The organism is Paraburkholderia sp. BGA-UO-ETr-F12, from assembly GCF_059567945.1.
Map to the genome: position 1 here is coordinate 407,636 of NZ_JCAQOZ010000012.1, position 23,779 is coordinate 431,414.

The following is a 23,779-nucleotide window of genomic DNA, read 5'->3' on the forward strand; positions in this document are numbered from 1 at the left end:
CGTTTTGCGCACGCCGCATGAATCCGAAAGGCGGGCACAGGCGCAAACCAAGTCCGCCGCCAATACAAGACGAGACGATGTCGAAACAACGAGCCAAGCTGGTAGTCGGTAACTGGAAGATGCACGGGCGCCTCGCCGGGAATGCAACGCTGTTGCAGGCCGTGGCGCAGGGTGCGGGCGAATTGCCGGCTGATGTGCGCGTCGGTGTCTGTGTGCCGTGCCCTTATCTCACGCAGACTCAGTCGTTGCTGGAAGGCAGCAGGGTCGTGTGGGGCGTGCAGGACGTCTCCGCATTCACGCATGGGGCCTATACCGGCGAAGTGGCGGCGCAGATGGTGGTGGATTTTGGCGCCACACTTGCGATTGTTGGTCACTCGGAGCGCCGTGCTTACCATCGTGAAAGCTCGGACCTGGTGGCGGTGAAGACGCAACGTTCACTGGAGGCGGGTTTGACCCCGATCGTCTGTGTCGGTGAAACGCTCGAGGAGCGTGACGCCGGTTCGACGGAGCAGGTGGTCGGCGCGCAACTGGATGCGGTGTTGGCAACGCTGTCGGCGGACGATGCGGCACGGATCGTCGTCGCGTACGAGCCGGTTTGGGCAATTGGTACTGGCAAGAGCGCCACGTCGGCGCAGGCGCAGGCGGTGCATGCTTTCTTGCGGGCTCGTCTGGCCGCCAAGGGCGCGGCGGTGGCAGACGTACCGGTGTTGTATGGCGGCAGTGTGAAGCCGGAGAACGCGGAAGAACTGTTCCGCGAGCCGGATATCGACGGTGGCCTGATCGGCGGCGCGTCGTTGAAAGACCAGGATTTCCTGGCGATCTGCAAGGCGGCGGCCGCGACGAGCGTCGCCGGTTAAGCAGGGCGCCTTGGCGAGGATGACCCAATCCCGCGCGGCACAATTTGTGTGGCGCGGTTAAATAAAGACTCAGGTGAGTGTGATGCTGTATTTGAAAACATTGATTATCGTCGTTCAGCTGTTGTCGGCACTTGGGGTGATCGGCCTCGTCTTGCTGCAACACGGCAAAGGCGCCGATATGGGCGCTGCTTTCGGTAGCGGCGCATCGGGCAGTCTGTTCGGCGCGACCGGTTCGGCAAACTTTTTGTCGCGTACCACGGCCGTGCTCGCAGCCGTGTTTTTTGTAACGACATTGACGCTTACCTACCTTGGCGCGTATCGCGCAAAACCGTCGGCAGGCTTGCTGGGCACGGCTGTGACCGCTCCGGTTGCGGCGTCTTCAGTGTCTGCGCCGGCAGGTGGTTCGGCCGTCTTGCCGGCGTCGGCTGCGTCCGTCCCGGCAACCGATGTGCCGAAATAAATTTTTCGTTCAAAGTGCTTTTGTGCGTTGAACAAACTGTTTAGACCAGTTACAATCTAAGTCTTGAAGCGATTCGCGGGTTTTATAAGTTGTTTTCCCGGATTGCAATTAGTGCCGACGTGGTGAAATTGGTAGACACGCTATCTTGAGGGGGTAGTGGCGAAAGCTGTGCGAGTTCGAGTCTCGCCGTCGGCACCAAATGTTATCTAAATGCCAGCCGCTTGCTTCGCTTCGGCTGGCATTTTCACTTCTGACGCATGGCTTGCGTTGGGTGGCGTGTGCATTGCCGAAGTGATTTCGCGTCAAGAGTGCTATGCTCTTGGCGGCATTCAGAACCAACCGATAGAGGATAGTCTTGAACCTCGCAGCCTATTTCCCCGTCTTGTTGTTCCTTATTGTGGGCACCGGTTTAGGCGTAGCACTGGTCAGCATTGGCAAGATCCTCGGTCCCAACAAGCCCGATACCGAGAAAAACGCACCGTACGAGTGCGGCTTCGAAGCATTCGAAGATGCGCGCATGAAGTTCGATGTGCGTTACTACCTCGTCGCCATTCTCTTCATCATTTTCGACCTTGAAACCGCGTTCCTGTTTCCGTGGGGTGTGGCCCTGCGCGACATCGGCTGGACTGGCTTCATGGCGATGATGATTTTCCTGCTCGAATTCCTGCTGGGCTTTGCCTATATCTGGAAGAAGGGCGGCCTCGACTGGGAATGATGGATTAATCGCCGGTTTGCGTGGGTGGCCATGGCTTGCCGCCCCGTCTGGAGTGGAAAGCAAATGAGTATCGAAGGGGTCTTGAAGGAAGGGTTTGTCACCACCACGGCAGACAAACTGATCAACTGGACGCGCACCGGCTCGTTGTGGCCGATGACGTTCGGTCTCGCGTGCTGCGCGGTCGAGATGATGCATGCGGGCGCTGCCCGTTATGACCTTGACCGTTTCGGCGTGGTGTTTCGTCCGAGTCCGCGTCAGTCGGACGTGATGATCGTCGCCGGCACGCTGTGCAACAAGATGGCGCCGGCTTTGCGCAAGGTCTACGACCAGATGGCCGAGCCGCGCTGGGTGATTTCGATGGGCTCGTGCGCGAACGGCGGCGGCTACTACCATTATTCCTATTCGGTGGTGCGCGGCTGCGATCGGATCGTGCCGGTCGACGTCTATGTGCCGGGTTGCCCGCCTACGGCGGAAGCGCTGGTGTATGGCGTGATCCAGCTGCAGGCCAAGATCCGTCGCACCAACACAATCGCCCGTCAATAAGGCCAACGCCTCCCCCACAATATGGCAAGCAAACTCGAGACCCTGAAAGCGAACCTCGAGGCGGCCTTTGGCGGCCTCCTGTTGAGCACCACCGAGGCAATCGGTGAGTTGACGATCGTCGTGAAGGCGAGCGACTACATCAATGTGGCAACGCGTCTGCGCGACGACCGCTCGCTCGGTTTCGAGCAACTGGTCGATCTGTGTGGCGTCGACTATCAAACTTACGCCGACGGCGGCTATGACGGCCCGCGCTTCGCGGCCGTTCTGCATTTGTTGTCGGTGCAGAACAACTGGCGTCTGCGCTTGCGTGTATTCGCGCCGGACGACGAAGTGCCGATCCTCGCGTCAGTCGTCGATGTCTGGAACTCGGCCAACTGGTACGAGCGCGAAGCATTCGACCTGTACGGCATCGTCTTCGAAGGCCACCCGGACTTGCGCCGCATCCTGACCGACTACGGTTTCATTGGTCACCCGTTCCGTAAAGATTTCCCTGTCTCCGGCTATGTCGAAATGCGTTACGACCCGGAAGAGAAGCGCGTCGTCTATCAGCCTGTGACGATCGAGCCGCGGGAAATCACGCCGCGCGTGATCCGCGAGGATCGCTATGGCGGTCTGAAACACTAAGAGAACGCCATGGCAGAGATCAAGAACTACACGCTCAACTTCGGCCCTCAGCATCCGGCGGCACACGGTGTGCTGCGCCTCGTGCTCGAACTCGACGGCGAAGTCATCCAGCGCGCCGATCCGCACATCGGTCTGCTGCATCGCGCGACCGAAAAGCTCGCGGAAACCAAAACCTTCATCCAGTCCGTGCCGTACATGGACCGTCTCGACTACGTGTCGATGATGGTCAACGAACACGGCTACGTGATGGCGATCGAAAAGCTGCTCGGCATTGAAGTGCCGGTGCGTGCGCAGTACATCCGCGTCATGTTCGACGAAATCACACGGGTGTTGAACCACCTGATGTGGATCGGCGCACACGCGCTGGACGTCGGCGCGATGGCGGTGTTTCTGTACGCATTCCGCGAACGCGAAGACCTGATGGACGTGTACGAAGCGGTGTCCGGCGCACGGATGCACGCAGCGTACTACCGTCCGGGTGGCGTGTATCGCGATCTGCCTGACGCCATGCCGCAATACAAGGCGTCGAAGATCCGCAATGCCAAGGCATTGTCGAAGATGAACGAGAACCGCCAGGGTTCGCTGCTCGACTTCATCGACGATTTCTTTACGCGTTTCCCGAAGTGTGTCGACGAATACGAAACGCTGCTGACCGACAACCGGATCTGGAAGCAACGTCTGGTTGGGATTGGCGTGGTCACGCCAGAGCGCGCGCTGAACCTCGGTATGACCGGCGCGATGCTGCGCGGCTCGGGTATCGAGTGGGATCTGCGCAAGAAGCAGCCGTACGAAGTGTACGACAAGCTCGATTTCGACATTCCGGTCGGCGTGAATGGCGACTGTTATGACCGGTACCTGGTGCGCGTCGAAGAAATGCGCCAATCCACGCGGATCGTGAAACAGTGCATTGAGTGGCTGCGTAAGAATCCCGGTCCGGTGATGGTCGACAATCACAAGGTTGCGCCGCCGTCGCGTGTCGGCATGAAGTCGAACATGGAAGATCTGATTCACCACTTTAAGCTCTTCACGGAAGGCTTCCATGTGCCGGAAGGCGAGGCGTACGCCGCCGTCGAACATCCGAAGGGCGAGTTCGGTATCTACCTGATCTCGGACGGCGCGAACAAGCCGTATCGCCTGAAGATTCGCGCGCCGGGCTATGCACACCTGTCCACACTCGATGAAATGGCGCGCGGTCACATGATCGCCGACGCCGTGACGATCATCGGTACGCAGGACATCGTGTTCGGCGAAGTGGATCGCTAGGACGTATTCATCCGCGCGCGTCTTCAGCCTGCACCGAAGCGCGCGTCAAGCAAAGGAACGCCGGGTCTGTCGCAACATGCAACGCGCGACAGGTTTTCGTTCGGTAGGAATTGAAAGAGTCGTGTCTGAAAATGATCTCAGCTGAAGGCCTGAAAGAAATCGATCGTGCGATCGCGAAGTATCCCGCCGATCAGAAACAGTCCGCCGTGATGTCGGCGCTGGCTACTGCTCAGGAAGAGCATGGCTGGCTGTCGCCCGAACTCATGCAGTTCGTCGCGGACTATCTCGGCATGCCGGCGGTCGCGGTGCAGGAGGTGGCTACCTTCTACACGATGTATGAGACCTCGCCGGTCGGCAAGTACAAGATCACGCTCTGCACGAACCTGCCGTGCCAGCTCGGCCCGGACGGCGGCTCGGACAGTGCCGCTGAATATCTGAAGCAGAAGCTCGGCATCGACTTCGGCGAAACCACCCCCGACGGCAAATTCACCCTGAAAGAAGGTGAGTGCATGGGTTCGTGCGGCGACGCACCGGTGATGCTGGTGAACAACCATCGCATGTGCAGCTTCATGAGCCGCGCGAAGATCGACCAGCTGCTCGAGGAACTTTCGAAATGACGTCTTTACACGATCGTCACATCAAACCGCTGATTCTCGCCGGCCTCAACGGCGACAACTGGCATCTCGAAGACTATGTGGCGCGCGGCGGTTACGCCCAGCTGCGCCGCATTCTGGAAGAAAAAATTCCGCCTGAGCAGGTGATTGCCGACGTCAAGGCGTCGGGTTTGCGCGGCCGTGGCGGTGCGGGTTTCCCGACCGGCCTGAAGTGGAGCTTCATGCCGCGTCAGTTCCCGGGTCAGAAATATCTCGTCTGCAATTCGGACGAAGGCGAGCCGGGCACGTTCAAGGATCGCGATATCCTTCGCTTCAACCCGCATTCGCTGATCGAGGGTATGGCCATCGGCGCGTACGCGATGGGCATTACGGTCGGCTACAACTACATCCACGGCGAAATCTGGGAAGTCTACAAGCGCTTCGAACAGGCGCTGGATGAAGCCCGCCGTGCCGGATTCCTCGGCGACAACATCATGGGTTCGGGCTTCTCGTTCGAACTGCATGCGCACCACGGTTACGGCGCCTACATTTGCGGCGAAGAAACCGCGTTGCTCGAATCGCTCGAAGGCAAAAAAGGCCAGCCGCGCTTCAAGCCGCCGTTCCCGGCGAGCTTCGGCGTCTATGGCAAGCCCACTACGATCAACAACACCGAGACGTTTGCGGCGGTGCCGTTCCTGCTCGCGATTGGTCCGCAGAATTACCTCGAGATCGGCAAGCCGAATAACGGCGGCACGAAGATTTTCTCGGTCGCAGGCGACGTCGAGCGTCCGGGCAACTATGAAGTTCCGCTCGGCACGCCGTTCGCGACGCTGATGGAACTCGCCGGCGGCATGCGCGGCGGCAAGAAGATCAAGGCCGTGATTCCTGGCGGCTCGTCGGCGCCGGTGATCCCGGGCGACATCATGATGCAGACCGACATGGACTACGACTCGATCGCCAAGGCTGGCTCGATGCTGGGTTCCGGCGCGGTCATCGTGATGGACGAGACGCGTTGCATGGTGCGCTCACTGCTGCGTCTGTCGTATTTCTATTATGAAGAGTCGTGCGGTCAGTGCACGCCGTGCCGCGAAGGTACCGGCTGGCTGTATCGCGTCGTGCATCGCATCGAACACGGGCAAGGCCGTCCGGAAGATCTGGATCTGCTGAACTCGGTTGCTGAAAACATCATGGGCCGCACGATTTGCGCGCTCGGCGACGCAGCGGCCATGCCGGTTCGCGGCATGCTCAAGCACTACTGGGACGAATTCGAATACCACGTCGCCCATAAGCATTGCCTCGTCGGCGGTCATGCCGGCGCGGCAGCGGCGTCAGAAACAGTGGCTGCCTGAGTACGCCGAATAGCGCACCAGAACACGTCAACCGCGGGATTCGTCGTCCGGAACGGGCGATGAATAGGGCGAACGATTGAGCGGTAACAGGTTAAGGAAGATTGACCATCATGGTTGAACTTGAAATAGACGGCAAGAAAGTAGAGGTGCCTGAAGGCAGCATGGTGATCCAGGCTGCGCATAAGGTCGACACGTACATTCCTCACTTCTGCTATCACAAGAAGCTGTCGATTGCGGCCAACTGCCGGATGTGTCTGGTCGATGTCGAAAAGATGCCGAAGGCCGTGCCCGCATGCGCCACGCCGGTGTCCGCCGGCATGATCGTGCGCACCAAGTCCGAGAAGGCGGTGAAGGGCCAGCAAGCCGTGATGGAATTCCTGCTGATCAACCACCCGCTGGATTGCCCGATCTGCGATCAGGGCGGCGAGTGTCAGTTGCAGGATCTGGCCGTGGGCTACGGTAAGTCGTCGTCGCGTTATAGCGAAGAAAAGCGCGTGGTGTTCCACAAGAACGTCGGCCCGCTGATCTCGATGGAAGAAATGTCGCGCTGCATTCACTGCACGCGTTGCGTCCGCTTCGGCCAGGAAGTCGCCGGCGTGATGGAACTCGGCATGCTGGGCCGCGGCGAGCATTCGGAAATCACGTCGTTCGTCGGCAAGACGGTCGACTCCGAACTGTCGGGCAATATGATCGATCTGTGCCCGGTTGGCGCGCTGACCAGCAAGCCGTTCCGCTACAGCGCCCGCACGTGGGAACTGTCGCGCCGCAAGTCGGTGAGCCCGCACGATTCCGTCGGTGCCAACCTTGTGGTGCAAGTCAAGAACAACCGCGTGATGCGTGTTCTGCCGTTCGAAAACGAATCCATCAACGAGTGCTGGATTTCGGACAAGGACCGCTTCTCGTACGAAGCGCTGAATAGCCCGGAACGTCTCACGCAGCCAATGCTTAAGCAAGGCGGCAAGTGGGTCGAGACCGATTGGCAAACGGCGCTTGAATATGTGGTCAAGGGGCTGAAGGGCATCAAGGGTGACCATGGCGCGAGCGCGCTGGCCGCGCTCGGCAGCGCTCACAGCACCGTCGAAGAACTGTTCCTGTTGAAGCAGCTGGCGCAGGCGGTCGGTACGCCTAACGTCGACTTCCGTCTGCGTCAGTCGGATTTCTCAGCACCCGTCAACGGTGCACCGTGGCTTGGCACGGCGATCGCCGATCTGTCGAACCTGGACTCGGCGCTCGTGATCGGTTCGGACCTGCGCCGCGATCATCCGCTGTTCGCCGCGCGTCTGCGTCAGGCTGCCAAGAGCGGGACGAAGCTCACGCTCGTGCAAGCCACCAATGACGACGCGCTGATTCCGCAAGCGCAACGCGTGGTTGCCGCACCGTCCGCATGGCTCGATGCACTGGCTGGCATCGCCGGTGCGGTGTCGGAAGCGAATGGCGCGGCGCTGCCGGAAGCCTTCGCTGGCACGCAACCTACGGACGCCGACAAGCAAGTCGCGAAGTCGCTCGCTACCGGCGAACATCGCGTGGTGTTGCTCGGCAACGCCGCGGTTCGTCATCCGGACTTCGCCGCGATTCACGCCGCAGCGCAATGGATCGCAGACGCGACCGGCGCTACGCTGGGTTTCCTCACGGAAGCCGCTAACACGGTCGGCGCGCATCTCGTGAACGCATTGCCGGGTGAGGGTGGTCTGAACGCCCGCGAAGTGTTCGAGCAACCGCGCAAGGGTTATGTGCTGTTGAACGTCGAACCCGAGTTCGACACAGCCAATCCGGTGCAGGCTTTGGCCGCGCTGAAGCAGGCTGAAATGGTCGTCGTGATGTCGCCGTTCCAGATTGGCGCCGAGTACGCTGACGTGCTGCTGCCGATCGCGCCGTTCACGGAAACGGCCGGCACGTTCGTCAACGCCGAAGGTACCGTGCAGACGTTCAACGGCGTCGTGCGTCCGCTTGGCGATACGCGTCCGGCGTGGAAGGTCTTGCGCGTGTTGGGCAGCCTGCTGGGCGTCCCGGGTTTCGAATTCGATACATCGGAAGAAGTGCGCACGGCAGCCCTCGGCGACGGCGAGATCAAGTCGCGTCTGTCGAACAAGACGGGCGTCACGGTAGCACGCGGCAACGCAGCGAAAGCAACGGAAGGCAAGTTCGAGCGTATCGCCGATGTGCCGATCTACCACGCCGACGCGCTTGTGCGTCGCGCCGAGTCGTTGCATCTGACGGCGGCGGCGCGCGCTGCAAACTCGGTCGGCCTGCCGGCCGCGCTGTTCGACAAACTGGGTTTGAAGGAAGGCGACGCAGTGCGCGTGCGCCAGGGCGAGCAATCGGTGCAGTTGCCGGCCGTGCGCGACGCAAATCTTGCGGAGACGGTCGTCCGCGTATCGGCGGCTACGCCTGCCGGTGCAGCGCTGGGCAGCCTGTTCGGTGAACTGGTGGTGGAGAAGGCGTAAATGAGCTTGTTCGATACGATCAACTCGGGCGGCACCCAGCTTCTCGGTGTGGCATGGCCCACGGTGTGGGCACTGGTGCGCATCCTGGTGGTGGCCGTTGTGATCCTGCTGTGCGTGGCTTACCTGATTCTCTGGGAACGTAAGCTGATCGGCTGGATGCACGTGCGTCTCGGCCCGAACCGCGTCGGCCCCGCAGGCTTGCTGCAGCCGATCGCCGACGTGCTGAAGCTGTTGCTGAAAGAAGTGATTCAGCCGGCCCAGGCGAGCCGCTGGATTTACATGATCGCGCCGATCATGGTGGTGGTGCCGGCCTTCGCGGTCTGGGCGGTGATTCCGTTCCAGGCCGGTGCGGTTCTCGGCGACATCAACGCCGGTCTGCTTTACGCAATGGCGATCTCGTCCATCGGCGTGTACGGCGTGATTCTGGCGGGCTGGGCGTCGAACTCGAAGTACGCATTCCTCGGCGCCATGCGCGCGGCCGCTCAAATGGTTTCGTACGAAATTTCGATGGGCTTCGCCCTCGTCGTCGTGCTGATGACGTCGGGCAGTCTGAATCTGTCGGACATCGTCGGTTCGCAGGAACGCGGCATTTTCGCCGGTTACGGCCTGAACTTCCTGTCGTGGAACTGGCTGCCGCTCTTGCCGATGTTCGTCGTGTACTTCATCTCGGGCATCGCCGAAACGAACCGTCACCCGTTCGACGTGGTGGAAGGTGAATCGGAAATCGTCGCGGGCCACATGATCGATTACTCGGGGATGGCGTTCGCGCTGTTCTTCCTCGCCGAGTACATCAACATGATCGTGATCTCGGCATTGGCTGCAACGCTGTTCCTCGGCGGCTGGAGCGCACCGTTCGGCTTCCTGTCGTTTATCCCGGGCATCGTTTGGCTCGTCGCCAAGGTTTTCTTCCTGTTGTCGGTATTCATCTGGGCGCGTGCCACGTTCCCGCGCTACCGCTATGACCAGATCATGCGTCTGGGCTGGAAGGTTTTCATTCCGGTTTGCGTGGTGTGGCTCATCGTGGTCGGCTTCTGGATCATGTCGCCGTTGAATATCTGGAAATAAAGGGCGGATGAACCCATGACCGCAATCCAAAACTTTTTCAAGACCTTCTTCCTGACGGAACTGCTCAAAGGCCTCGCGCTGACCGGACGTTACACGTTCCAGCGCAAGATCACAGTGCAGTTCCCGGAAGAGAAGACGCCGATTTCACCGCGTTTCCGCGGCCTGCATGCGCTGCGCCGCTATGAAAACGGCGAAGAACGCTGCATCGCCTGCAAGCTGTGCGAAGCAGTGTGCCCGGCACTCGCCATTACGATCGAATCGGAAACCCGTGCAGACAACACGCGCCGCACGACGCGTTACGACATTGATCTGACCAAGTGCATCTTCTGCGGTTTCTGCGAAGAGAGCTGCCCGGTCGATTCGATTGTCGAGACGCACATTCTCGAATATCACGGCGAAAAACGTGGCGACCTGTATTTCACGAAGGACATGCTGCTGGCCGTTGGCGATCGTTACGAAGCAGAGATCGCCGCGAACAAGGCAGCCGATGCACCGTATCGTTGAAGCGCTTCTTCTGTTGAAGCAGTAAATGCAGCAGTAACACGGCCTGTTGTCGGGCCGAGCGCCGCGGTTTGACCGCCGCGGCACGGCGCACCTGTGCGGCAGTTCTGGCGGTTCGGCCGCTTTTACCCGCCACGTGCCAAAGAACAATGCCTGACGATGGCCTAACGATGAACCGGTAATCATGGAATTCACGACCGTACTGTTCTACATCTTCGCGCTGCTCCTGGTGGTTTCAGGGCTGAAGGTGATCACCTCGCGCAACCCGGTTTCGTCCGCACTTTTTCTGGTGCTGGCGTTCTTCAATGCAGCCGCGATCTGGATGCTGCTGCAGGCCGAGTTCCTCGCGATCCTGCTGGTGCTGGTGTATGTCGGCGCGGTGATGGTGCTGTTCCTGTTCGTCGTGATGATGCTGGACATCAACATCGACGTGCTGCGAAAAGACTTCAAACGCTTCGTGCCAATGGCCACGCTGGTGGGCGCGATCATCGTGATCGAGACCGCACTGATTCTGTGGCACGGTTACGGCGCGACCGCTACGGCGCTGCGCGACACCACGGCTGCCGCGAATGGCATGGGCGACTGGTCGAACACTCGCCTGATCGGCAAGGTCATCTACACCGACTACATCTTCGCGTTCGAAGTCGCCGGCCTCGTGCTGCTGGTGGCGATCATCGCGGCGATCGCGCTGACTACGAGTCACAAGAAAGACAGCAAGCGCCAGAACGTCAGCGAGCAGGTCAAGGTGCGTGCTCAGGACCGCGTGCGCGTCGTGAAGATGGCATCTGAAAAGACCGCGGCAACAGTCGCGGCGGAAGAAGCCGCCGCAGCGGCAGCAGCGGCGGCCGACTCGGCACCCGCTAAAAACAGCTGAGCGGACAGGAGATAGAAATCATGTTGACCCTTGCTCATTACCTTGTCCTCGGCGCGATCCTGTTTGCGATCAGCGTGGTGGGCATTTTCCTGAACCGCCGCAACGTCATCATCATCCTGATGGCGATCGAGCTGATGCTGCTGGCGGTGAACACCAATTTCGTCGCGTTTTCGCACTACCTCGGCGACATCCATGGCCAGATCTTCGTCTTCTTCGTGCTGACGGTTGCAGCAGCGGAAGCAGCGATCGGCCTGGCGATTCTGGTGACCCTGTTCCGTAGCCTCGACACGATCAATGTCGAGGATCTCGATCAGCTCAAAGGTTAATTTCAGGTAAAGCGGTTATGTCAACGATACTCAATGAAAACCTGCTGCTGGCGATCCCGCTGGCACCGCTGGCCGGCTCCCTGATTGCGGGGCTGTTCGGGAAAGCGGTAGGGCGAGCCGGTGCGCACTCGGTTACGATCCTCGGCGTCGCGATCTCGTTCATCCTTTCGGCTGTCGTCTTCTTCCAGGTGATGGACGGCGCGAGCTTCAATGCGACCGTCTATAACTGGATGCAGATCGGCCAGACCAAGTTCGAGATCGGCTTCCTGGTCGACTCGCTGACGGCAATGATGATGTGCGTGGTGACCTTCGTGTCGCTCATGGTGCACATCTATACGATCGGCTACATGGCCGACGACGACGGCTACCAGCGTTTCTTCTCCTACATCTCGCTGTTCACGTTCTCGATGTTGATGCTCGTGATGAGCAACAACTTCCTGCAACTGTTCTTCGGCTGGGAAGCAGTGGGTCTGGTTTCGTACCTGCTGATCGGCTTCTACTTCACGCGCCCGACCGCGATCTACGCCAACATGAAGGCGTTCATCGTGAACCGCGTCGGCGACTTCGGTTTCCTGCTCGGTATCGGCCTGCTGTTCGCGTTCGCCGGTTCGATGAACTACGGCGATGTATTCGCGAAGCGTACTGAACTCGCGGCATTGAGCTTCCCGGGTACCGACTGGGGTCTGCTGACGGTGGCCTGCATCTGTCTGTTCATCGGCGCGATGGGTAAGTCGGCGCAATTCCCGCTGCACGTGTGGCTGCCGGATTCGATGGAAGGCCCGACGCCGATCTCCGCGCTGATTCACGCGGCTACCATGGTGACGGCCGGTATCTTCATGGTCACGCGCATGTCGCCGCTGTTCGAGTTGTCGGATACGGCGCTGTCGTTCGTCATGATCATCGGCGCAATCACCGCGTTGTTCATGGGTTTCCTCGGGATCATCCAGAACGACATCAAGCGCGTGGTCGCTTACTCCACGCTGTCGCAGCTCGGCTACATGACGGTCGCGCTGGGCGCATCGGCCTACTCGGTCGCAGTGTTCCACCTGATGACGCACGCGTTCTTCAAGGCGCTGCTGTTCCTTGGCGCGGGTTCCGTGATTATCGGCATGCACCACGATCAGGACATCCGCAACATGGGCGGCCTGCGCAAGTACATGCCGATTACCTGGATCACATCGCTGGTCGGTTCGCTGGCGCTGATCGGTACGCCGTTCTTCTCAGGCTTCTACTCGAAAGACTCGATCATCGACGCAGTGAAGCTGTCGCATCTGCCGGGTTCGGGCTTCGCCTACTTCGCGGTCGTGGCGAGCGTGTTCGTCACGGCGCTGTATTCGTTCCGTATGTACTTCCTGGTGTTCCACGGCAAGGAGCGCTTCCGCGGTCCGAAGCATCCGGAATCGCCGATGGGTATCGAAGCGGCCGCGCATGCGCATGACGCTCACGGCCATGATGCACACGGCCACGGCCACGACGACCACGCGCACGAGCCACATGAAACGCCGTGGGTGGTGTGGGTGCCGCTGGTGTTGCTGGCAATTCCGTCGATCGTGATTGGTGCGATCGGTGTGGGCCCGATGCTGTTTGGCGACTTCTTCCAGCACGGTGTGGCGTTCGACAAGGTGATTTTCATCGGCGAAAACCATCCGGCGCTGCATGAAATGGCGGAGGAATTCCAGGGCTGGGCTTCGATGGGCCTGCATTCGGTTTCGGGCTTGCCGGTGTGGCTGGCACTCGCGGGTGTGGTGGTCGCGTGGTTCCTGTACCTGGTTCGTCCTGATCTGCCGGCTGTCATCAAGCGCGCGTTCGGTCCGATCTACACGCTGCTCGATAACAAGTACTACATGGACAAGATCAACGAAGTCGTGTTTGCGCGGGGCGCTGTGGCAATTGGCCGTGGTCTCTGGAAGGAAGGCGACGTCGTGGTCATCGACGGTATCGTCAACGGCAGCGCACGCTTTATCGGCTGGTTTGCCGGCGTGATCCGCTTCCTCCAATCCGGCTACATCTACCACTACGCGTTTGCCATGATTATCGGCATGTTGGGGCTCCTGACCCTGTTTGTAACGCTCGGCGGCAAATAAGGCGAGGGACACTAATGCACGCTTATCCGATTCTCAGTATCGCGATCTGGTTACCGATCCTCGTAGGTCTCCTGGTTCTGGCCATTGGCTCCGACCGGAATCCGGCTCCGGCGCGCTGGATCGCGCTGATCGGCTCGGTCGTCAGTTTCCTAGTGACGATCCCGCTGATTACCGGCTTTGATTCGAGCACCGCCGATCTGCAGTTCGTCGAAAAGGCGAACTGGATCGAGCGCTTCAATATTACGTACCACCTGGGTGTCGACGGCATCTCGATGTGGTTCGTCGTGTTGACCGCATTGATTACGGTGATCGTCGTGATCGCCGCGTGGGAAGTCATCACGAAGAACGTCGCGCAGTATCTCGCTGCATTCCTGATTCTGTCCGGCATCATGGTCGGCGTGTTCAGCTCGGCCGACGGCATGCTGTTCTATGTCTTCTTCGAAGCGACGCTGATTCCGATGTACATCATTATCGGCGTGTGGGGTGGGGCGAACCGCGTGTACGCGGCGTTCAAGTTCTTCCTGTACACGCTGATGGGTTCGCTGTTGATGCTGGTTGCGCTGCTGTACCTGTACATCCAGACCGGCACGTTCGATCTGGCTACATGGCAGAACGCGCAAATCGGCATGACCCCGCAGATATTGTTGTTTATAGCGTTCTTCATGGCCTTCGCCGTGAAGGTGCCGATGTGGCCGGTTCACACGTGGTTGCCTGACGCCCACGTGGAAGCGCCGACCGGCGGCTCGGTCGTGCTGGCCGCGATCATGCTGAAGCTGGGCGCCTACGGTTTCCTGCGCTTCTCGCTGCCGATTACGCCGGACGCAAGCCACTTCCTCGCACCGGTCGTCATCACGCTGTCGCTGATCGCTGTGATTTACATCGGTCTGGTCGCGATGGTGCAAGCCGACATGAAGAAGCTGGTCGCGTATTCGTCGATCGCGCACATGGGTTTCGTGACGCTGGGTTTCTTTATCTTCAATCAGCTCGGCGTGGAAGGCGCGATCGTGCAGATGATCTCGCACGGCTTCGTGTCGGGCGCGATGTTCCTGAGCATCGGCGTGCTGTACGACCGTATGCACTCGCGTCAGATCGCCGATTACGGCGGTGTCGTGAACGTGATGCCGAAGTTCGCGGCGTTCGTGATGCTGTTCTCGATGGCCAACTGTGGCCTGCCGGGTACGTCCGGTTTCGTCGGCGAGTTCATGGTGATTCTGGCTGCTGTCCAGTACAACTTCTGGATCGCGGGCGGTGCGGCTGTCACGCTGATCCTCGGCGCGGCCTACACGCTGTGGATGTACAAGCGCGTGTACTTCGGCGCGATCGCCAACGATCACGTGAAGGGCCTCGTCGACATCAACCGCCGCGAGTTTTTCATGCTGGCAGTGCTCGCAGCACTGACGCTGTTCATGGGCCTGTATCCGAAGCCCTTTACCGATGTGATGCACGTATCCGTGGAAAACCTCCTCTCCCACGTCGCGCAGTCCAAGCTGCCGTTGCCACAGTAATGCAGAGCGGAGGAATTTAAAGATCATGCAAAACGCCCCTATGACTGCCCTGTTACCCGACGCACTGGTGATGCTCGCCGTTGTCGTTGCGTGGCTCAACGACACGTTCGTCGGCCAGGCTGGTCGCCGCACCACGTATTTCATCGCGTTCTTCTCGACGCTGATTTCCGGCATCTGGTTCGCGGTGAACGCGTTCGATCCGCAGGTGCACTACTTCTTTGGTCACATGTACGTGGTGGATTCGTTCGCCAGTGTGATGAAGGCAGTGGTCACGCTCGGTTATGCCGTGTCGATCGTCTATTCGCGCCGGTATCTCGAAGATCGCGGGCTGTTCCGCGGCGAGTTTTTCCTGTTGGGCATGTTCTCGTTGCTCGGCCAGCTCGTGATGATCTCCGGCAACAACTTCCTGACGCTGTATCTCGGTCTGGAACTGATGTCGCTGTCGCTGTACGGCGCGATCGCCCTGCGTCGTGATGCGGCGCCTTCGAACGAAGCGGCAATGAAGTACTACGTGCTCGGTGCGTTGGCTTCCGGCTTCCTGTTGTACGGTATTTCCATGCTGTACGGCGCAACCGGCTCGCTCGATCTGAACGAGGTGTTCAAGGCGATCGGCACGAGCCACTACGATCCGAGCGTGTTGCTGTTCGGCGTGATCTTCATCGTGGCGGGCGTGGCGTTCAAGATGGGCGCGGTGCCGTTCCACATGTGGGTGCCTGACGTGTATCAGGGCGCTCCGACGGCGATGACGCTGATGGTGGGTGGTGGTCCGAAGGTGGCTGCGTTCGCCTGGGGCCTGCGCTTCCTCGTGATGGGTCTGCTGCCGCTGGCTGTCGAATGGCAGCAGATGCTGGTGATTCTGGCGGCGCTGTCGTTGATCGTCGGCAACATCACCGGTATCGTGCAGCGCAACGTCAAGCGCATGCTCGCGTATTCGGCGATCTCGAACATGGGCTTCGTGCTGCTTGGCCTGCTGGCCGGCGTGGTGGATCAGAAGACGACCGGCGCGGCCAATGCGTACGGCTCGGCGATGTACTACAGCATCGTCTACCTGATTACGACGATGGGCACCTTCGGCGTCATCATGCTGCTGGCTCGCCGCGATTTTGAGGCGGATACGCTCGAAGACTTCAAGGGTCTGAATCAACGTAGCCCGGTGTTCGCGTTCGTCATGATGGTGATGATGTTCTCGCTCGCTGGCATCCCGCCCGCGGTCGGCTTCTACGCCAAGCTCGCGGTGCTGCAGGCAACCATGAATGCCGGCTTGACCTGGCTGACCGTGTTGGCCGTGATCACGTCGCTGTTCGGTGCGTTCTATTACCTGCGTATCGTCAAGCTGATGTACTTCGACGAACCGCAAGACAAGTCGCCGATCGTTGCCGATACCAGCACGCGTGCTTTGCTCGCACTCAATGGTGTTGCCGTACTGGTGCTCGGTATCGTGCCGGATCCGCTGCTGAAGGCCTGCCTGCAGGCTATCCAGCACACGCTGCTGCTCTGATGTCAGCTGCGGGTTGGTTTATCGTGTTGTTGGCGCTGGTCGGCGCCAACCTGCCGTTTCTGAACCAGCGTCTCTTCGCCGCCGTGCCGTTGAAAGCGGCGAAGAAAAGTGCCTGGATCCGGATTGCCGAACTGATCGTGCTGTACTTTGTGGTCGGTGCGTTCGGTTTTCTGCTGGAAGCGCGCGCGGGTAATCGCTTCGAACAGGGGTGGCAGTTCTACGCGATCACGTTCGCGTTGTTCATCGTGTTCGCTTTTCCCGGCTTTACCTTCCAGTATCTCGTCAAACGTCGCTGACGGTGTCTCGCCGTCGCGCCCCAAGCTGTCCTGAGGTCGCATATGGCTGAACTTCCCAATCACGATGCCGCGCTCACCGAGACCTGTCTCGAGAGCAAAACGATCCATCAAGGGCCGTTCCTGACACTCAAATGCGACACGGTCAGCTTGCCTGATGGGAAGCAGGCCACTCGCGAGTACGTTCAGCATCCGGGCGCCGTGATGGTGATTCCGCTATTCGACGACGGCCGCGTATTGCTGGAAAGCCAGTACCGCTATCCGATGGGTAAGGTCATGGTCGAGTATCCTGCGGGCAAGCTCGATCCGAACGAAGGCGCATTGGCTTGCGCGAAACGCGAGCTGCAGGAAGAGACCGGCTATACGGCGCGCGAGTATGTTTATTTGACGCGCATTCATCCCATCATTTCCTACTCGACCGAATTCATCGATATCTACCTGGCGCGTGGGTTGACTGCCGGCGAGCGCAAACTCGACGACGGTGAGTTTCTTGAACTGTTCACGGCAACTGTTGCCGATGTGTCCGAATGGGTGCGCACCGGCAAGATCACCGACGTGAAAACCGTCATCGGTACATTCTGGCTGGAGAAGGTGCTGTCGGGTGTGTGGCCGATGGCCGCGCCGCAATAGCGAGCCCGGTTCAGAACGCACGGCGGGCGCGAATCGCGCACCGTGCGGGCAATCGGCGAAAAGCCCCTGTTGGTCTATGACCGGCAGGGGCTTTGTCATTGGGGCAGCGTATCGATTCGACGCATTGCATCCGTGCCCGAAGAAGGCTCTTGTCCTATGCCATCCGGCCGTCTCGCCCCACGGCAGTTGCCGTTCTAGTATCGACGTCTGGCAACCAGATTTGCCATCGTACTTATCCTGGATAGCGAAGAGTGTGCGATGGGCTGGATTGCGGACACATACGAGCATGGTTGTCATTTGACAACCATGCTCGTATGCACTAGATTGGAGGGTATAGATGGTTCGTGGAGTCCATTCCAAAAAAGAGATTGAGGCTGCGCTGGCTTATGCGGAAAGCCACGGCTGGCGTATCCGGGGCGGCGGCAAAGGTCATGCGTGGGGAAAGATGTACTGTCCATACAACGACGCGGAATGTCGTTGCGGTGAGTTCTGCATTTCGAGTGTGTGGAGTACGCCGAAGAATCCGGGCAATCACGCAAAGCATCTCAAACGCATCGTCGACAACTGCACGACGCACCGGCAATGAAAATGTTCGAGGGGTAAGCCCGAGACGGAATGAAGGCAGGAGTAGCTTATGGAATATGTATTCACCTTGAAGTATCAGCTTGCTGTGCAAGATTGCGATCTCGACGAGATCGTCGAGCGCCTTGGCGAAGCCGGATGCGACGACGCTACGATCGGCGTTGGGCAACCGGGGCGTATTGCGCTGGTTTTTACCCGCGAAGGCACGTCGGCATTCGAGGCGCTTGTCAGCGCACTCCAGGATATCAAGCAGGCGGTGCCGTCGGCGCGCCTTGTCGAGGCGGGGCCGGATTTCGTCGGCCTCACGGATGTCGCTGAGGTAGCCGGCGTGTCACGGCAAAACATGCGCAAGCTGATGTTGAGCCACGCACTCGACTTTCCGCCACCTGTTCATGAGGGGAGCGCGTCGGTATGGCATCTGTCAGACATACTTGACTGGCTGAATGCGCGTGGCGGGTATGACATCAAGGCGGACATATTCGATGTCGCGAAATCGGCCAAGCAGATCAATCTCGCCAAAGAGGCGCTTCAACTCGAGCGGCGGCTCAACCGCCGGCTCGAATCCCTTGTGGCTTAAGAAGTGCGGGATGGAGGCAGCCTGAGCCCACGAGCGCCATACGATCAGTAAGTCCCGTCATCCATGGATTCAAGGTATGCCGCTCGCGGTTGAATCACCTTCGGCAGCCCGATGCGCAACGCGTTAAAATCGCCCACCACGTTCGATTTGTAGGCGACGCCTGGTGTCGACGCGTCGGCCGTAAAAATTTACGAACGATCGTTCACAAATTTCCATTTTGCGCTAAACTGGCACGCAAGCCCTGATTCCACATGAAGGTCCTCGATTTACAGTGTCCGCATGGCCATCGGTTCGAAGGCTGGTTTGCTTCGGCCGATGACTTCGAGTCGCAGCAGTCCCGCAAGCTCGTCGAATGTCCGATCTGCGGTGCGCATGAAGTGAGCCGGCTGCCGTCGGCGCCCCGGCTGAATCTGTCGGGTGCGACTGACACGAAAGTCCCTGCGGGCGCTGGGGAAATGCAGGCGCGCGTGATGCGCGCATTGCGCGAGGTACTGGAAAAGACGGAGAACGTGGGCGACCGCTTCGCCGAGGAAGCACGGCGCATTCACTACAACGAAGCGCCCGCACGCAACATTCGCGGTGTTACGACACCGGAAGACGCGAAAGCCTTGGTCGAAGAAGGCATCGAAGTGATGCCGCTGCCGGTCCCGGCTGCTTTGAAGGAACCGCTGCAATAGTGCAGTGGCTCTCTGGCAGCGGGCGGTTGCGGCCAGGAGACACTACGCATGAATCTGGACTATTCCCCCGCTGACGACGCGTTCCGCGCCGACATCCGCGCCTGGCTCGAAGCGAATCTGCCTCGCGAGCTGAGCGACAAAGTACTCAACCACAAGCGTCTGAACCGCGAAGACTTCGCAAGCTGGCACAAGCTGCTCGGCACGCGCGGCTGGTCGGTCGTCGCGTGGCCGAAAGAATACGGCGGCCCGGGCTGGGACGCGACCCAGCGGCATATTTGGGACGAAGAGTGTGCGCGTATCGGTGCGCCGTCCGTGCTGCCGTTCGGTGTCTCGATGGTTGCGCCGGTGTTGATGAAGTACGGCAACGAGGCGCAGAAACGCCACTATCTGCCGCGCATTCTCGACGGTACGGACTGGTGGTGCCAAGGGTACTCCGAACCGGGCTCCGGGTCCGACCTGGCCTCGCTGCGCACACGTGCCGAGCGCGTTGGCGATCACTATGTGGTCAATGGTCAGAAGACCTGGACCACGCTGGGCCAGTACGCCGACATGATGTTCTGCCTAGTGCGCACTGACAGCGGCGCGAAAAAGCAGGAAGGCATCTCGTTCCTGCTGATCGACATGAAGACGCCCGGTATTACGGTGCGTCCGATCATCACGCTCGACGAAGACCACGAAGTCAACGAAGTCTTCTTCGAAGACGTGAAGGTGCCGGTCGACAATCTGGTCGGTGAAGAAAATCGTGGCTGGACCTATGCGAAGTACCTGCTCGGGCACGAGCGCACGGGCATTGCGCGCGTCGGGCAATCGAAACGCGAACTCGTATTCCTGAAGCGCCTCGCGCTGGATCAGAAGAAGAACGGCAAGCCGCTGCTGCAAGATCCTGTGTTCGCCGCGAAAGTCGCGAACCTCGAGATCGAACTGATGGCGCTTGAAGTCACCGTGCAACGTGTGGTCGCCAATGAAACGGGGGGGCGTGGGCCGGGACCGGAAGCCTCCATGCTCAAGATCAAGGGCACGGAAGTGCAGCAGGCGTTAACCGAACTGATGTTCGAAGCCATCGGACCACTTGCCGCACCGTTCGACGTGCCTTTCCTCGAAGGTGAGCGCGAGCATAGCCTCGCCGGCGATGATGACGCCGCGCCGCTGGCCGCGTACTACTTCAACTTCCGCAAGACGTCGATTTATGGCGGCTCGAATGAAATTCAAAAGAACATCATCGCGCAGATGATTCTGGGACTTTGAGGAGCGGCGCATGGACTTCACTTTTAACGACGAACAACAGCAATTTGCTGACGCGTTGCGCCGCTACCTTGATAAGAGCTACGGGTTCGAGGCGCGCCAGGCGATCGTGCAATCGGAGAGCGGTGTGTCGGACGCGCATTGGGCGGCCTTCACCGAATTGGGGCTGACCGCGTTGCCGGTGCCGGAAGCGCAAGGGGGCTTTAACGGCAGTCCGATCGATATGCTGGTGGTGATGCAGGAGCTCGGCCGCGCTGTGGTAGTCGAGCCGTATTGGGCGACTGCGGTGGGTGTCGAAGCGCTGCGGCTGGCAGGTAGCGGGCAGGGCGAAGACGCATCGCTGCTCGAACGCGCGGCCCAGGGCGAGATCAAGCTCGCGGTGGCATTTCACGAACCGCATGCACGCTACGACCTGTTCGAAGTCGAGAGCGCCGCGAGCGGTGAGGGCGATCGGCAGACGTTGAGCGGCACCAAATCGGTGGTGTTGCACGGCGCGCAGGCAGATTACTGGATCGTGCCGGCCCGGTTCAATGGCGAGATTGCGCTCTTTGTCGTCGCCCGCGATGCGGCCGGCGTCAAAATCACTGACTATCGCACCATCGACGGTCAGCGCGCCGCGACGCTCAGGTTCGAGGGCACGCCGGCACGCCGGCTCACGGGCAAGCACGCCGGTGCCGCGGCGCTCGAGCATATCGCGGATTACGGGACGGTGCTGCTTTGTGCGGAAGCGGTTGGCGCGCTCGACGCGCTGAACCATGCAACGGTCGAGTACACCAAAACACGCCAGCAGTTCGGTCAGCCGATTGCGCGTTTTCAGGCGTTGCAGCATCGCATGGTCGAGATGCTGATTCACGCCGAGCAGGCGCGTTCGGTCACTTATCTTGCGGCGGTGCGCTATACCAGCGCAGATGCTGACGAACGTCGCCGTGCGGTTTCCGCTGCCAAAGTACGCGTCGGTCAGGCGGCCCGTTTCGTGGGGCAGCAGGCCGTCCAGTTGCACGGCGGCATGGGCGTCACGAACGAAGTCGCAGCGGCACATCTGTTCAAACGCCTTGCTATCATCGAAACCACATTGGGCGATGTCGATCACCATCTTGCGCGGTTCGCTGCGCTGCCCGGTTTTGTCACTGCCGAAGCTTGATCAGCCGGTCGAATCGGATGGGAAGGAGGTGTGGCGATGGGTTTGAGTTTCGAGGACATGGTAGTCGGTACGACTACCGAAATCGGCAAGCACACGTTCACGCGTGAAGAGATTGTCGAGTTCGCGGAGAAGTACGATCCACAACCGTTTCACGTGGACGATGCCGCCGCTGCGGAGTCGCCGTTTCGCGGCCTGGTCGCAAGCGGCTGGCACACCTGCTCGGTCATGATGGGCATGCTGGTGCGTAACGCGATCGCCGGGTCCACGTCGATGGGTTCGCCCGGTATCGACGAGATCCGCTGGTTGAAGCCGGTGCGCGTCGGCGACACGATCACGATGACGAACGCCGTGCTCGACAAGCGTGTTTCGGAGAGCAAACCGGACCGCGGCATCGTGTCGACGCAGTGGGAAGGCATCAATCAGCACGGTGAAACGGTGATTACCGTGCGCTCCAAAGGCTTGTTTGGATTGCGCAATCCGGGAGTTGCGTCGTGACGGGCAGCAGCGCGGCGGCTGCCGCGACGTTCGGCGACGCAGCGGGTTTGCGTGCGCTCATTGGCGCCGAGCCGCTCGTCAGCGACTGGATAACGGTCGATCAGGCGAGCGTCGATCGCTTCGCCGAGGCGACCGGCGATCATCAATGGATTCATGTCGACCCCGAGCGGGCGCGGCGTGAGTCGCCGTTTGGTGGTCCGGTCGCGCATGGGTTCATGACGCTGTCGTTGATTCCGGCGTTGCTTGGCAAGACGGTGGTGCTCGAGCAGCGCATGGGCGTCAATTACGGATTGAATCGTGTGCGGTTCACGTCGCCGGTACTGGTCGGCTCGCAGTTGCGTGCACGGTTTGCCGTGGAATCCGTCACTGACGTCGACAACGCAGGCGTGCAGGTTGAATGGAATGTGACGCTGGAGCGGCAGGGCAGCGAGCGGCCGGTATGTGTCGCGGAGTTCATCACGCGGCACTACTTCTAGGCGTTCATAGCCGGCAGGTTGGCAAAAAGCGCGAGCGGTAGTATTGCCGCTTCGCGCTTTTTTATATCTATGCTTCCAGGGATGGCGATGCCGCAGTTGCATGCGTCTCATCGTCAAACCCAATGAGCGCCGGTGCTATATACCGGCAGCGCGACTACCGCTTGGCGTACTGCGTCGCGCCGAACAGCATCTCTTTGGCTTTGTCATCCATGAGTGGCTTACGGGCCGACGCGAGCACTTCGACGCCGCGCACCACCGCGGGACGTGCGGCAATTTCTTCGTGCCATCGCTTCACATTTGCAAACGCATCCAGTTCGATACCCTGGTTCTGCCACGAGCGTGTCCAGGGAAATGCCGCGATGTCGGCGATAGTGTAGTCATTGCCGGCCAGGTACCGCGTCTTGCCGAGTTGCGTATCCATCACGCCATAAAGACGCCGCGTTTCGTTCGTGTAGCGATTGATCGCGTACTCGATCGGTTCCGGCGCGTAGATGCGGAAATGATGCGTTTGCCCGAGCATCGGACCGATACCGCCCATCTGGAACATCAGCCATTGCAGCGTCGCATAGCGTGCAGCCGGATCGGCGGGCAGAAACTTGCCGGTTTTCTCCGCGAGGTAAACCAGAATCGCGCCTGATTCGAATAGCGCGAACGGTTTGCCGTCGGCATCTTTAGGACCCTCGGAATCGGTGATCGCCGGAATCTTGTTGTTCGGGCTAATCGCGAGGAATTCGGGTTTGAACTGGTCGCCCGCACCGATATCGATGCCATGCGCCGTGTACGCGAGGCCCGTTTCCTCGAGCATGATGTGAACTTTATGGCCGTTCGGGGTTGCCCAGCTATAGACATCGATCATCCTGGCTCCTTCGTTTCGTGAAAGCGGCGCCGCAAAGGGCGCCGCAATTGACAAAAATTAGAGCACAGATCGAGCGATGCTGCTGGCGGCGCCCTCATGTGCCGGGCCC

Annotated in this window: 26 protein-coding genes and 1 tRNA gene; 26 read left to right on the forward strand and 1 reads right to left on the reverse strand. The window is 60.0% G+C overall.

Features of this window, described 5'->3' with window-relative positions:
• Nucleotides 1-77: 77 nt before the first annotated feature.
• From tpiA to AC57B6_RS05530, 26 genes are all read left to right on the forward strand, one after another.
• Nucleotides 78-857 carry a triose-phosphate isomerase gene (gene tpiA, locus AC57B6_RS05405; protein WP_025496078.1) on the forward strand — a complete coding sequence of 260 codons (780 nt, stop codon included), beginning with the start codon at nucleotides 78-80 and terminating at the stop codon, nucleotides 855-857.
• An 82-nt stretch (nucleotides 858-939) separates the two neighbouring features.
• Nucleotides 940-1,317: a preprotein translocase subunit SecG gene (gene secG, locus AC57B6_RS05410; protein ID WP_496420799.1), complete on the forward strand. Its 378-nt coding sequence runs from the start codon at nucleotides 940-942 to the stop codon at nucleotides 1,315-1,317.
• A gap of 113 nt (nucleotides 1,318-1,430) precedes the next feature.
• Nucleotides 1,431-1,515: transfer RNA gene (locus tag AC57B6_RS05415), tRNA-Leu, on the forward strand.
• Nucleotides 1,516-1,672: 157 nt separating this feature from the next.
• Nucleotides 1,673-2,032, forward strand: coding sequence for an NADH-quinone oxidoreductase subunit A (locus AC57B6_RS05420; RefSeq protein WP_025496704.1), 360 nt, complete (start codon nucleotides 1,673-1,675; stop codon nucleotides 2,030-2,032).
• A 63-nt stretch (nucleotides 2,033-2,095) separates the two neighbouring features.
• Entirely contained in the window at nucleotides 2,096-2,575 is a 480-nt protein-coding gene (locus AC57B6_RS05425; protein WP_006052903.1) for a NuoB/complex I 20 kDa subunit family protein, read from the forward strand.
• A 21-nt stretch (nucleotides 2,576-2,596) separates the two neighbouring features.
• Nucleotides 2,597-3,199, forward strand: a complete 603-nt coding sequence (locus AC57B6_RS05430; protein WP_025496703.1) for an NADH-quinone oxidoreductase subunit C — start codon at nucleotides 2,597-2,599, stop codon at nucleotides 3,197-3,199.
• 9 nt (nucleotides 3,200-3,208) lie between these two features.
• Entirely contained in the window at nucleotides 3,209-4,462 is a 1,254-nt protein-coding gene (locus AC57B6_RS05435; RefSeq protein WP_025496702.1) for an NADH-quinone oxidoreductase subunit D, read from the forward strand.
• A gap of 131 nt (nucleotides 4,463-4,593) precedes the next feature.
• Entirely contained in the window at nucleotides 4,594-5,079 is a 486-nt protein-coding gene (nuoE, locus tag AC57B6_RS05440) for an NADH-quinone oxidoreductase subunit NuoE (RefSeq protein WP_007175612.1), read from the forward strand.
• Nucleotides 5,076-6,404: an NADH-quinone oxidoreductase subunit NuoF gene (gene nuoF / locus AC57B6_RS05445; protein ID WP_028196944.1), complete on the forward strand. Its 1,329-nt coding sequence runs from the start codon at nucleotides 5,076-5,078 to the stop codon at nucleotides 6,402-6,404. Before nuoE ends, nuoF begins: the two co-directional genes overlap by 4 nt.
• Nucleotides 6,405-6,514: 110 nt before the next feature.
• A complete protein-coding gene (nuoG, locus tag AC57B6_RS05450) occupies nucleotides 6,515-8,848 on the forward strand; it encodes an NADH-quinone oxidoreductase subunit NuoG (protein ID WP_028196945.1) in 2,334 nt (777 codons plus the stop codon).
• Entirely contained in the window at nucleotides 8,849-9,913 is a 1,065-nt protein-coding gene (gene nuoH, locus AC57B6_RS05455; protein ID WP_030102893.1) for an NADH-quinone oxidoreductase subunit NuoH, read from the forward strand. It abuts the gene before it with no gap.
• Nucleotides 9,914-9,928: 15 nt separating this feature from the next.
• A complete protein-coding gene (gene nuoI, locus AC57B6_RS05460) occupies nucleotides 9,929-10,417 on the forward strand; it encodes an NADH-quinone oxidoreductase subunit NuoI (RefSeq protein ID WP_012401389.1) in 489 nt (162 codons plus the stop codon).
• A gap of 181 nt (nucleotides 10,418-10,598) precedes the next feature.
• On the forward strand, nucleotides 10,599-11,288 hold the full coding sequence (locus tag AC57B6_RS05465; RefSeq protein ID WP_028196947.1) for an NADH-quinone oxidoreductase subunit J: 690 nt from the start codon (nucleotides 10,599-10,601) through the stop codon (nucleotides 11,286-11,288).
• 20 nt (nucleotides 11,289-11,308) lie between these two features.
• A complete protein-coding gene (gene nuoK / locus AC57B6_RS05470) occupies nucleotides 11,309-11,614 on the forward strand; it encodes an NADH-quinone oxidoreductase subunit NuoK (RefSeq protein WP_028196948.1) in 306 nt (101 codons plus the stop codon).
• A gap of 17 nt (nucleotides 11,615-11,631) precedes the next feature.
• Nucleotides 11,632-13,698 carry an NADH-quinone oxidoreductase subunit L gene (gene nuoL, locus AC57B6_RS05475; protein ID WP_030102892.1) on the forward strand — a complete coding sequence of 689 codons (2,067 nt, stop codon included), beginning with the start codon at nucleotides 11,632-11,634 and terminating at the stop codon, nucleotides 13,696-13,698.
• A gap of 14 nt (nucleotides 13,699-13,712) precedes the next feature.
• Complete coding sequence (locus tag AC57B6_RS05480; RefSeq protein ID WP_028196950.1) at nucleotides 13,713-15,203, forward strand: NADH-quinone oxidoreductase subunit M; 1,491 nt, start codon at nucleotides 13,713-13,715, stop codon at nucleotides 15,201-15,203.
• A gap of 25 nt (nucleotides 15,204-15,228) precedes the next feature.
• On the forward strand, nucleotides 15,229-16,701 hold the full coding sequence (nuoN, locus tag AC57B6_RS05485; protein WP_035520589.1) for an NADH-quinone oxidoreductase subunit NuoN: 1,473 nt from the start codon (nucleotides 15,229-15,231) through the stop codon (nucleotides 16,699-16,701).
• Nucleotides 16,701-16,997: a DUF2818 family protein gene (locus AC57B6_RS05490; RefSeq protein ID WP_028196952.1), complete on the forward strand. Its 297-nt coding sequence runs from the start codon at nucleotides 16,701-16,703 to the stop codon at nucleotides 16,995-16,997. The genes nuoN and AC57B6_RS05490 overlap by 1 nt, the downstream gene beginning before the upstream one ends.
• A 42-nt stretch (nucleotides 16,998-17,039) precedes the next feature.
• Nucleotides 17,040-17,624 carry an NUDIX domain-containing protein gene (locus AC57B6_RS05495; protein WP_028196953.1) on the forward strand — a complete coding sequence of 195 codons (585 nt, stop codon included), beginning with the start codon at nucleotides 17,040-17,042 and terminating at the stop codon, nucleotides 17,622-17,624.
• Nucleotides 17,625-17,961: 337 nt separating this feature from the next.
• On the forward strand, nucleotides 17,962-18,210 hold the full coding sequence (locus tag AC57B6_RS05500) for a hypothetical protein (protein WP_030102890.1): 249 nt from the start codon (nucleotides 17,962-17,964) through the stop codon (nucleotides 18,208-18,210).
• A gap of 48 nt (nucleotides 18,211-18,258) precedes the next feature.
• Nucleotides 18,259-18,783: a helix-turn-helix transcriptional regulator gene (locus AC57B6_RS05505; protein ID WP_028196955.1), complete on the forward strand. Its 525-nt coding sequence runs from the start codon at nucleotides 18,259-18,261 to the stop codon at nucleotides 18,781-18,783.
• Between the two features lie 251 nt (nucleotides 18,784-19,034).
• The gene (locus AC57B6_RS05510) at nucleotides 19,035-19,460 is read left to right on the forward strand and encodes a DUF1178 family protein (RefSeq protein ID WP_030102888.1); all 426 of its coding nucleotides are present in this window, start codon (nucleotides 19,035-19,037) and stop codon (nucleotides 19,458-19,460) included.
• A 48-nt stretch (nucleotides 19,461-19,508) separates the two neighbouring features.
• A complete protein-coding gene (locus AC57B6_RS05515; RefSeq protein WP_028196957.1) occupies nucleotides 19,509-20,705 on the forward strand; it encodes an acyl-CoA dehydrogenase family protein in 1,197 nt (398 codons plus the stop codon).
• Nucleotides 20,706-20,715: 10 nt separating this feature from the next.
• The gene (locus AC57B6_RS05520) at nucleotides 20,716-21,843 is read left to right on the forward strand and encodes an acyl-CoA dehydrogenase family protein (RefSeq protein WP_046566123.1); all 1,128 of its coding nucleotides are present in this window, start codon (nucleotides 20,716-20,718) and stop codon (nucleotides 21,841-21,843) included.
• A 36-nt stretch (nucleotides 21,844-21,879) separates the two neighbouring features.
• Nucleotides 21,880-22,338: a MaoC family dehydratase gene (locus AC57B6_RS05525; protein ID WP_496420800.1), complete on the forward strand. Its 459-nt coding sequence runs from the start codon at nucleotides 21,880-21,882 to the stop codon at nucleotides 22,336-22,338.
• Complete coding sequence (locus AC57B6_RS05530; protein WP_153136510.1) at nucleotides 22,335-22,814, forward strand: MaoC family dehydratase; 480 nt, start codon at nucleotides 22,335-22,337, stop codon at nucleotides 22,812-22,814. Before AC57B6_RS05525 ends, AC57B6_RS05530 begins: the two co-directional genes overlap by 4 nt.
• A 154-nt stretch (nucleotides 22,815-22,968) precedes the next feature.
• On the opposite strand, the gene AC57B6_RS05535 is transcribed toward AC57B6_RS05530, so the two are convergent.
• Nucleotides 22,969-23,670, reverse strand: a complete 702-nt coding sequence (locus tag AC57B6_RS05535) for a glutathione binding-like protein (RefSeq protein WP_028196961.1) — start codon at nucleotides 23,668-23,670, stop codon at nucleotides 22,969-22,971.
• Nucleotides 23,671-23,779 lie beyond the last annotated feature (109 nt).

Excerpts from the sequence above, each read along its gene's own strand:
- tpiA (WP_025496078.1), top strand. The coding sequence starts at position 78 with ATGTCGAAACAACGAGCCAAGCTGGTAGTCGGTAACTGGAAGATGCAC.
- secG (WP_496420799.1), top strand. The coding sequence starts at position 940 with ATGCTGTATTTGAAAACATTGATTATCGTCGTTCAGCTGTTGTCGGCA.
- AC57B6_RS05425 (WP_006052903.1), top strand. The coding sequence starts at position 2,096 with ATGAGTATCGAAGGGGTCTTGAAGGAAGGGTTTGTCACCACCACGGCA.
- AC57B6_RS05430 (WP_025496703.1), top strand. The coding sequence starts at position 2,597 with ATGGCAAGCAAACTCGAGACCCTGAAAGCGAACCTCGAGGCGGCCTTT.
- AC57B6_RS05435 (WP_025496702.1), top strand. The coding sequence starts at position 3,209 with ATGGCAGAGATCAAGAACTACACGCTCAACTTCGGCCCTCAGCATCCG.
- nuoE (WP_007175612.1), top strand. The coding sequence starts at position 4,594 with ATGATCTCAGCTGAAGGCCTGAAAGAAATCGATCGTGCGATCGCGAAG.
- nuoF (WP_028196944.1), top strand. The coding sequence starts at position 5,076 with ATGACGTCTTTACACGATCGTCACATCAAACCGCTGATTCTCGCCGGC.
- nuoG (WP_028196945.1), top strand. The coding sequence starts at position 6,515 with ATGGTTGAACTTGAAATAGACGGCAAGAAAGTAGAGGTGCCTGAAGGC.
- nuoH (WP_030102893.1), top strand. The coding sequence starts at position 8,849 with ATGAGCTTGTTCGATACGATCAACTCGGGCGGCACCCAGCTTCTCGGT.
- nuoI (WP_012401389.1), top strand. The coding sequence starts at position 9,929 with ATGACCGCAATCCAAAACTTTTTCAAGACCTTCTTCCTGACGGAACTG.
- AC57B6_RS05465 (WP_028196947.1), top strand. The coding sequence starts at position 10,599 with ATGGAATTCACGACCGTACTGTTCTACATCTTCGCGCTGCTCCTGGTG.
- nuoK (WP_028196948.1), top strand. The coding sequence starts at position 11,309 with ATGTTGACCCTTGCTCATTACCTTGTCCTCGGCGCGATCCTGTTTGCG.
- nuoL (WP_030102892.1), top strand. The coding sequence starts at position 11,632 with ATGTCAACGATACTCAATGAAAACCTGCTGCTGGCGATCCCGCTGGCA.
- AC57B6_RS05480 (WP_028196950.1), top strand. The coding sequence starts at position 13,713 with ATGCACGCTTATCCGATTCTCAGTATCGCGATCTGGTTACCGATCCTC.
- nuoN (WP_035520589.1), top strand. The coding sequence starts at position 15,229 with ATGCAAAACGCCCCTATGACTGCCCTGTTACCCGACGCACTGGTGATG.
- AC57B6_RS05490 (WP_028196952.1), top strand. The coding sequence starts at position 16,701 with ATGTCAGCTGCGGGTTGGTTTATCGTGTTGTTGGCGCTGGTCGGCGCC.
- AC57B6_RS05495 (WP_028196953.1), top strand. The coding sequence starts at position 17,040 with ATGGCTGAACTTCCCAATCACGATGCCGCGCTCACCGAGACCTGTCTC.
- AC57B6_RS05500 (WP_030102890.1), top strand. The coding sequence starts at position 17,962 with ATGGTTCGTGGAGTCCATTCCAAAAAAGAGATTGAGGCTGCGCTGGCT.
- AC57B6_RS05505 (WP_028196955.1), top strand. The coding sequence starts at position 18,259 with ATGGAATATGTATTCACCTTGAAGTATCAGCTTGCTGTGCAAGATTGC.
- AC57B6_RS05510 (WP_030102888.1), top strand. The coding sequence starts at position 19,035 with ATGAAGGTCCTCGATTTACAGTGTCCGCATGGCCATCGGTTCGAAGGC.
- AC57B6_RS05515 (WP_028196957.1), top strand. The coding sequence starts at position 19,509 with ATGAATCTGGACTATTCCCCCGCTGACGACGCGTTCCGCGCCGACATC.
- AC57B6_RS05520 (WP_046566123.1), top strand. The coding sequence starts at position 20,716 with ATGGACTTCACTTTTAACGACGAACAACAGCAATTTGCTGACGCGTTG.
- AC57B6_RS05525 (WP_496420800.1), top strand. The coding sequence starts at position 21,880 with ATGGGTTTGAGTTTCGAGGACATGGTAGTCGGTACGACTACCGAAATC.
- AC57B6_RS05535 (WP_028196961.1), bottom strand. The coding sequence starts at position 23,670 with ATGATCGATGTCTATAGCTGGGCAACCCCGAACGGCCATAAAGTTCAC.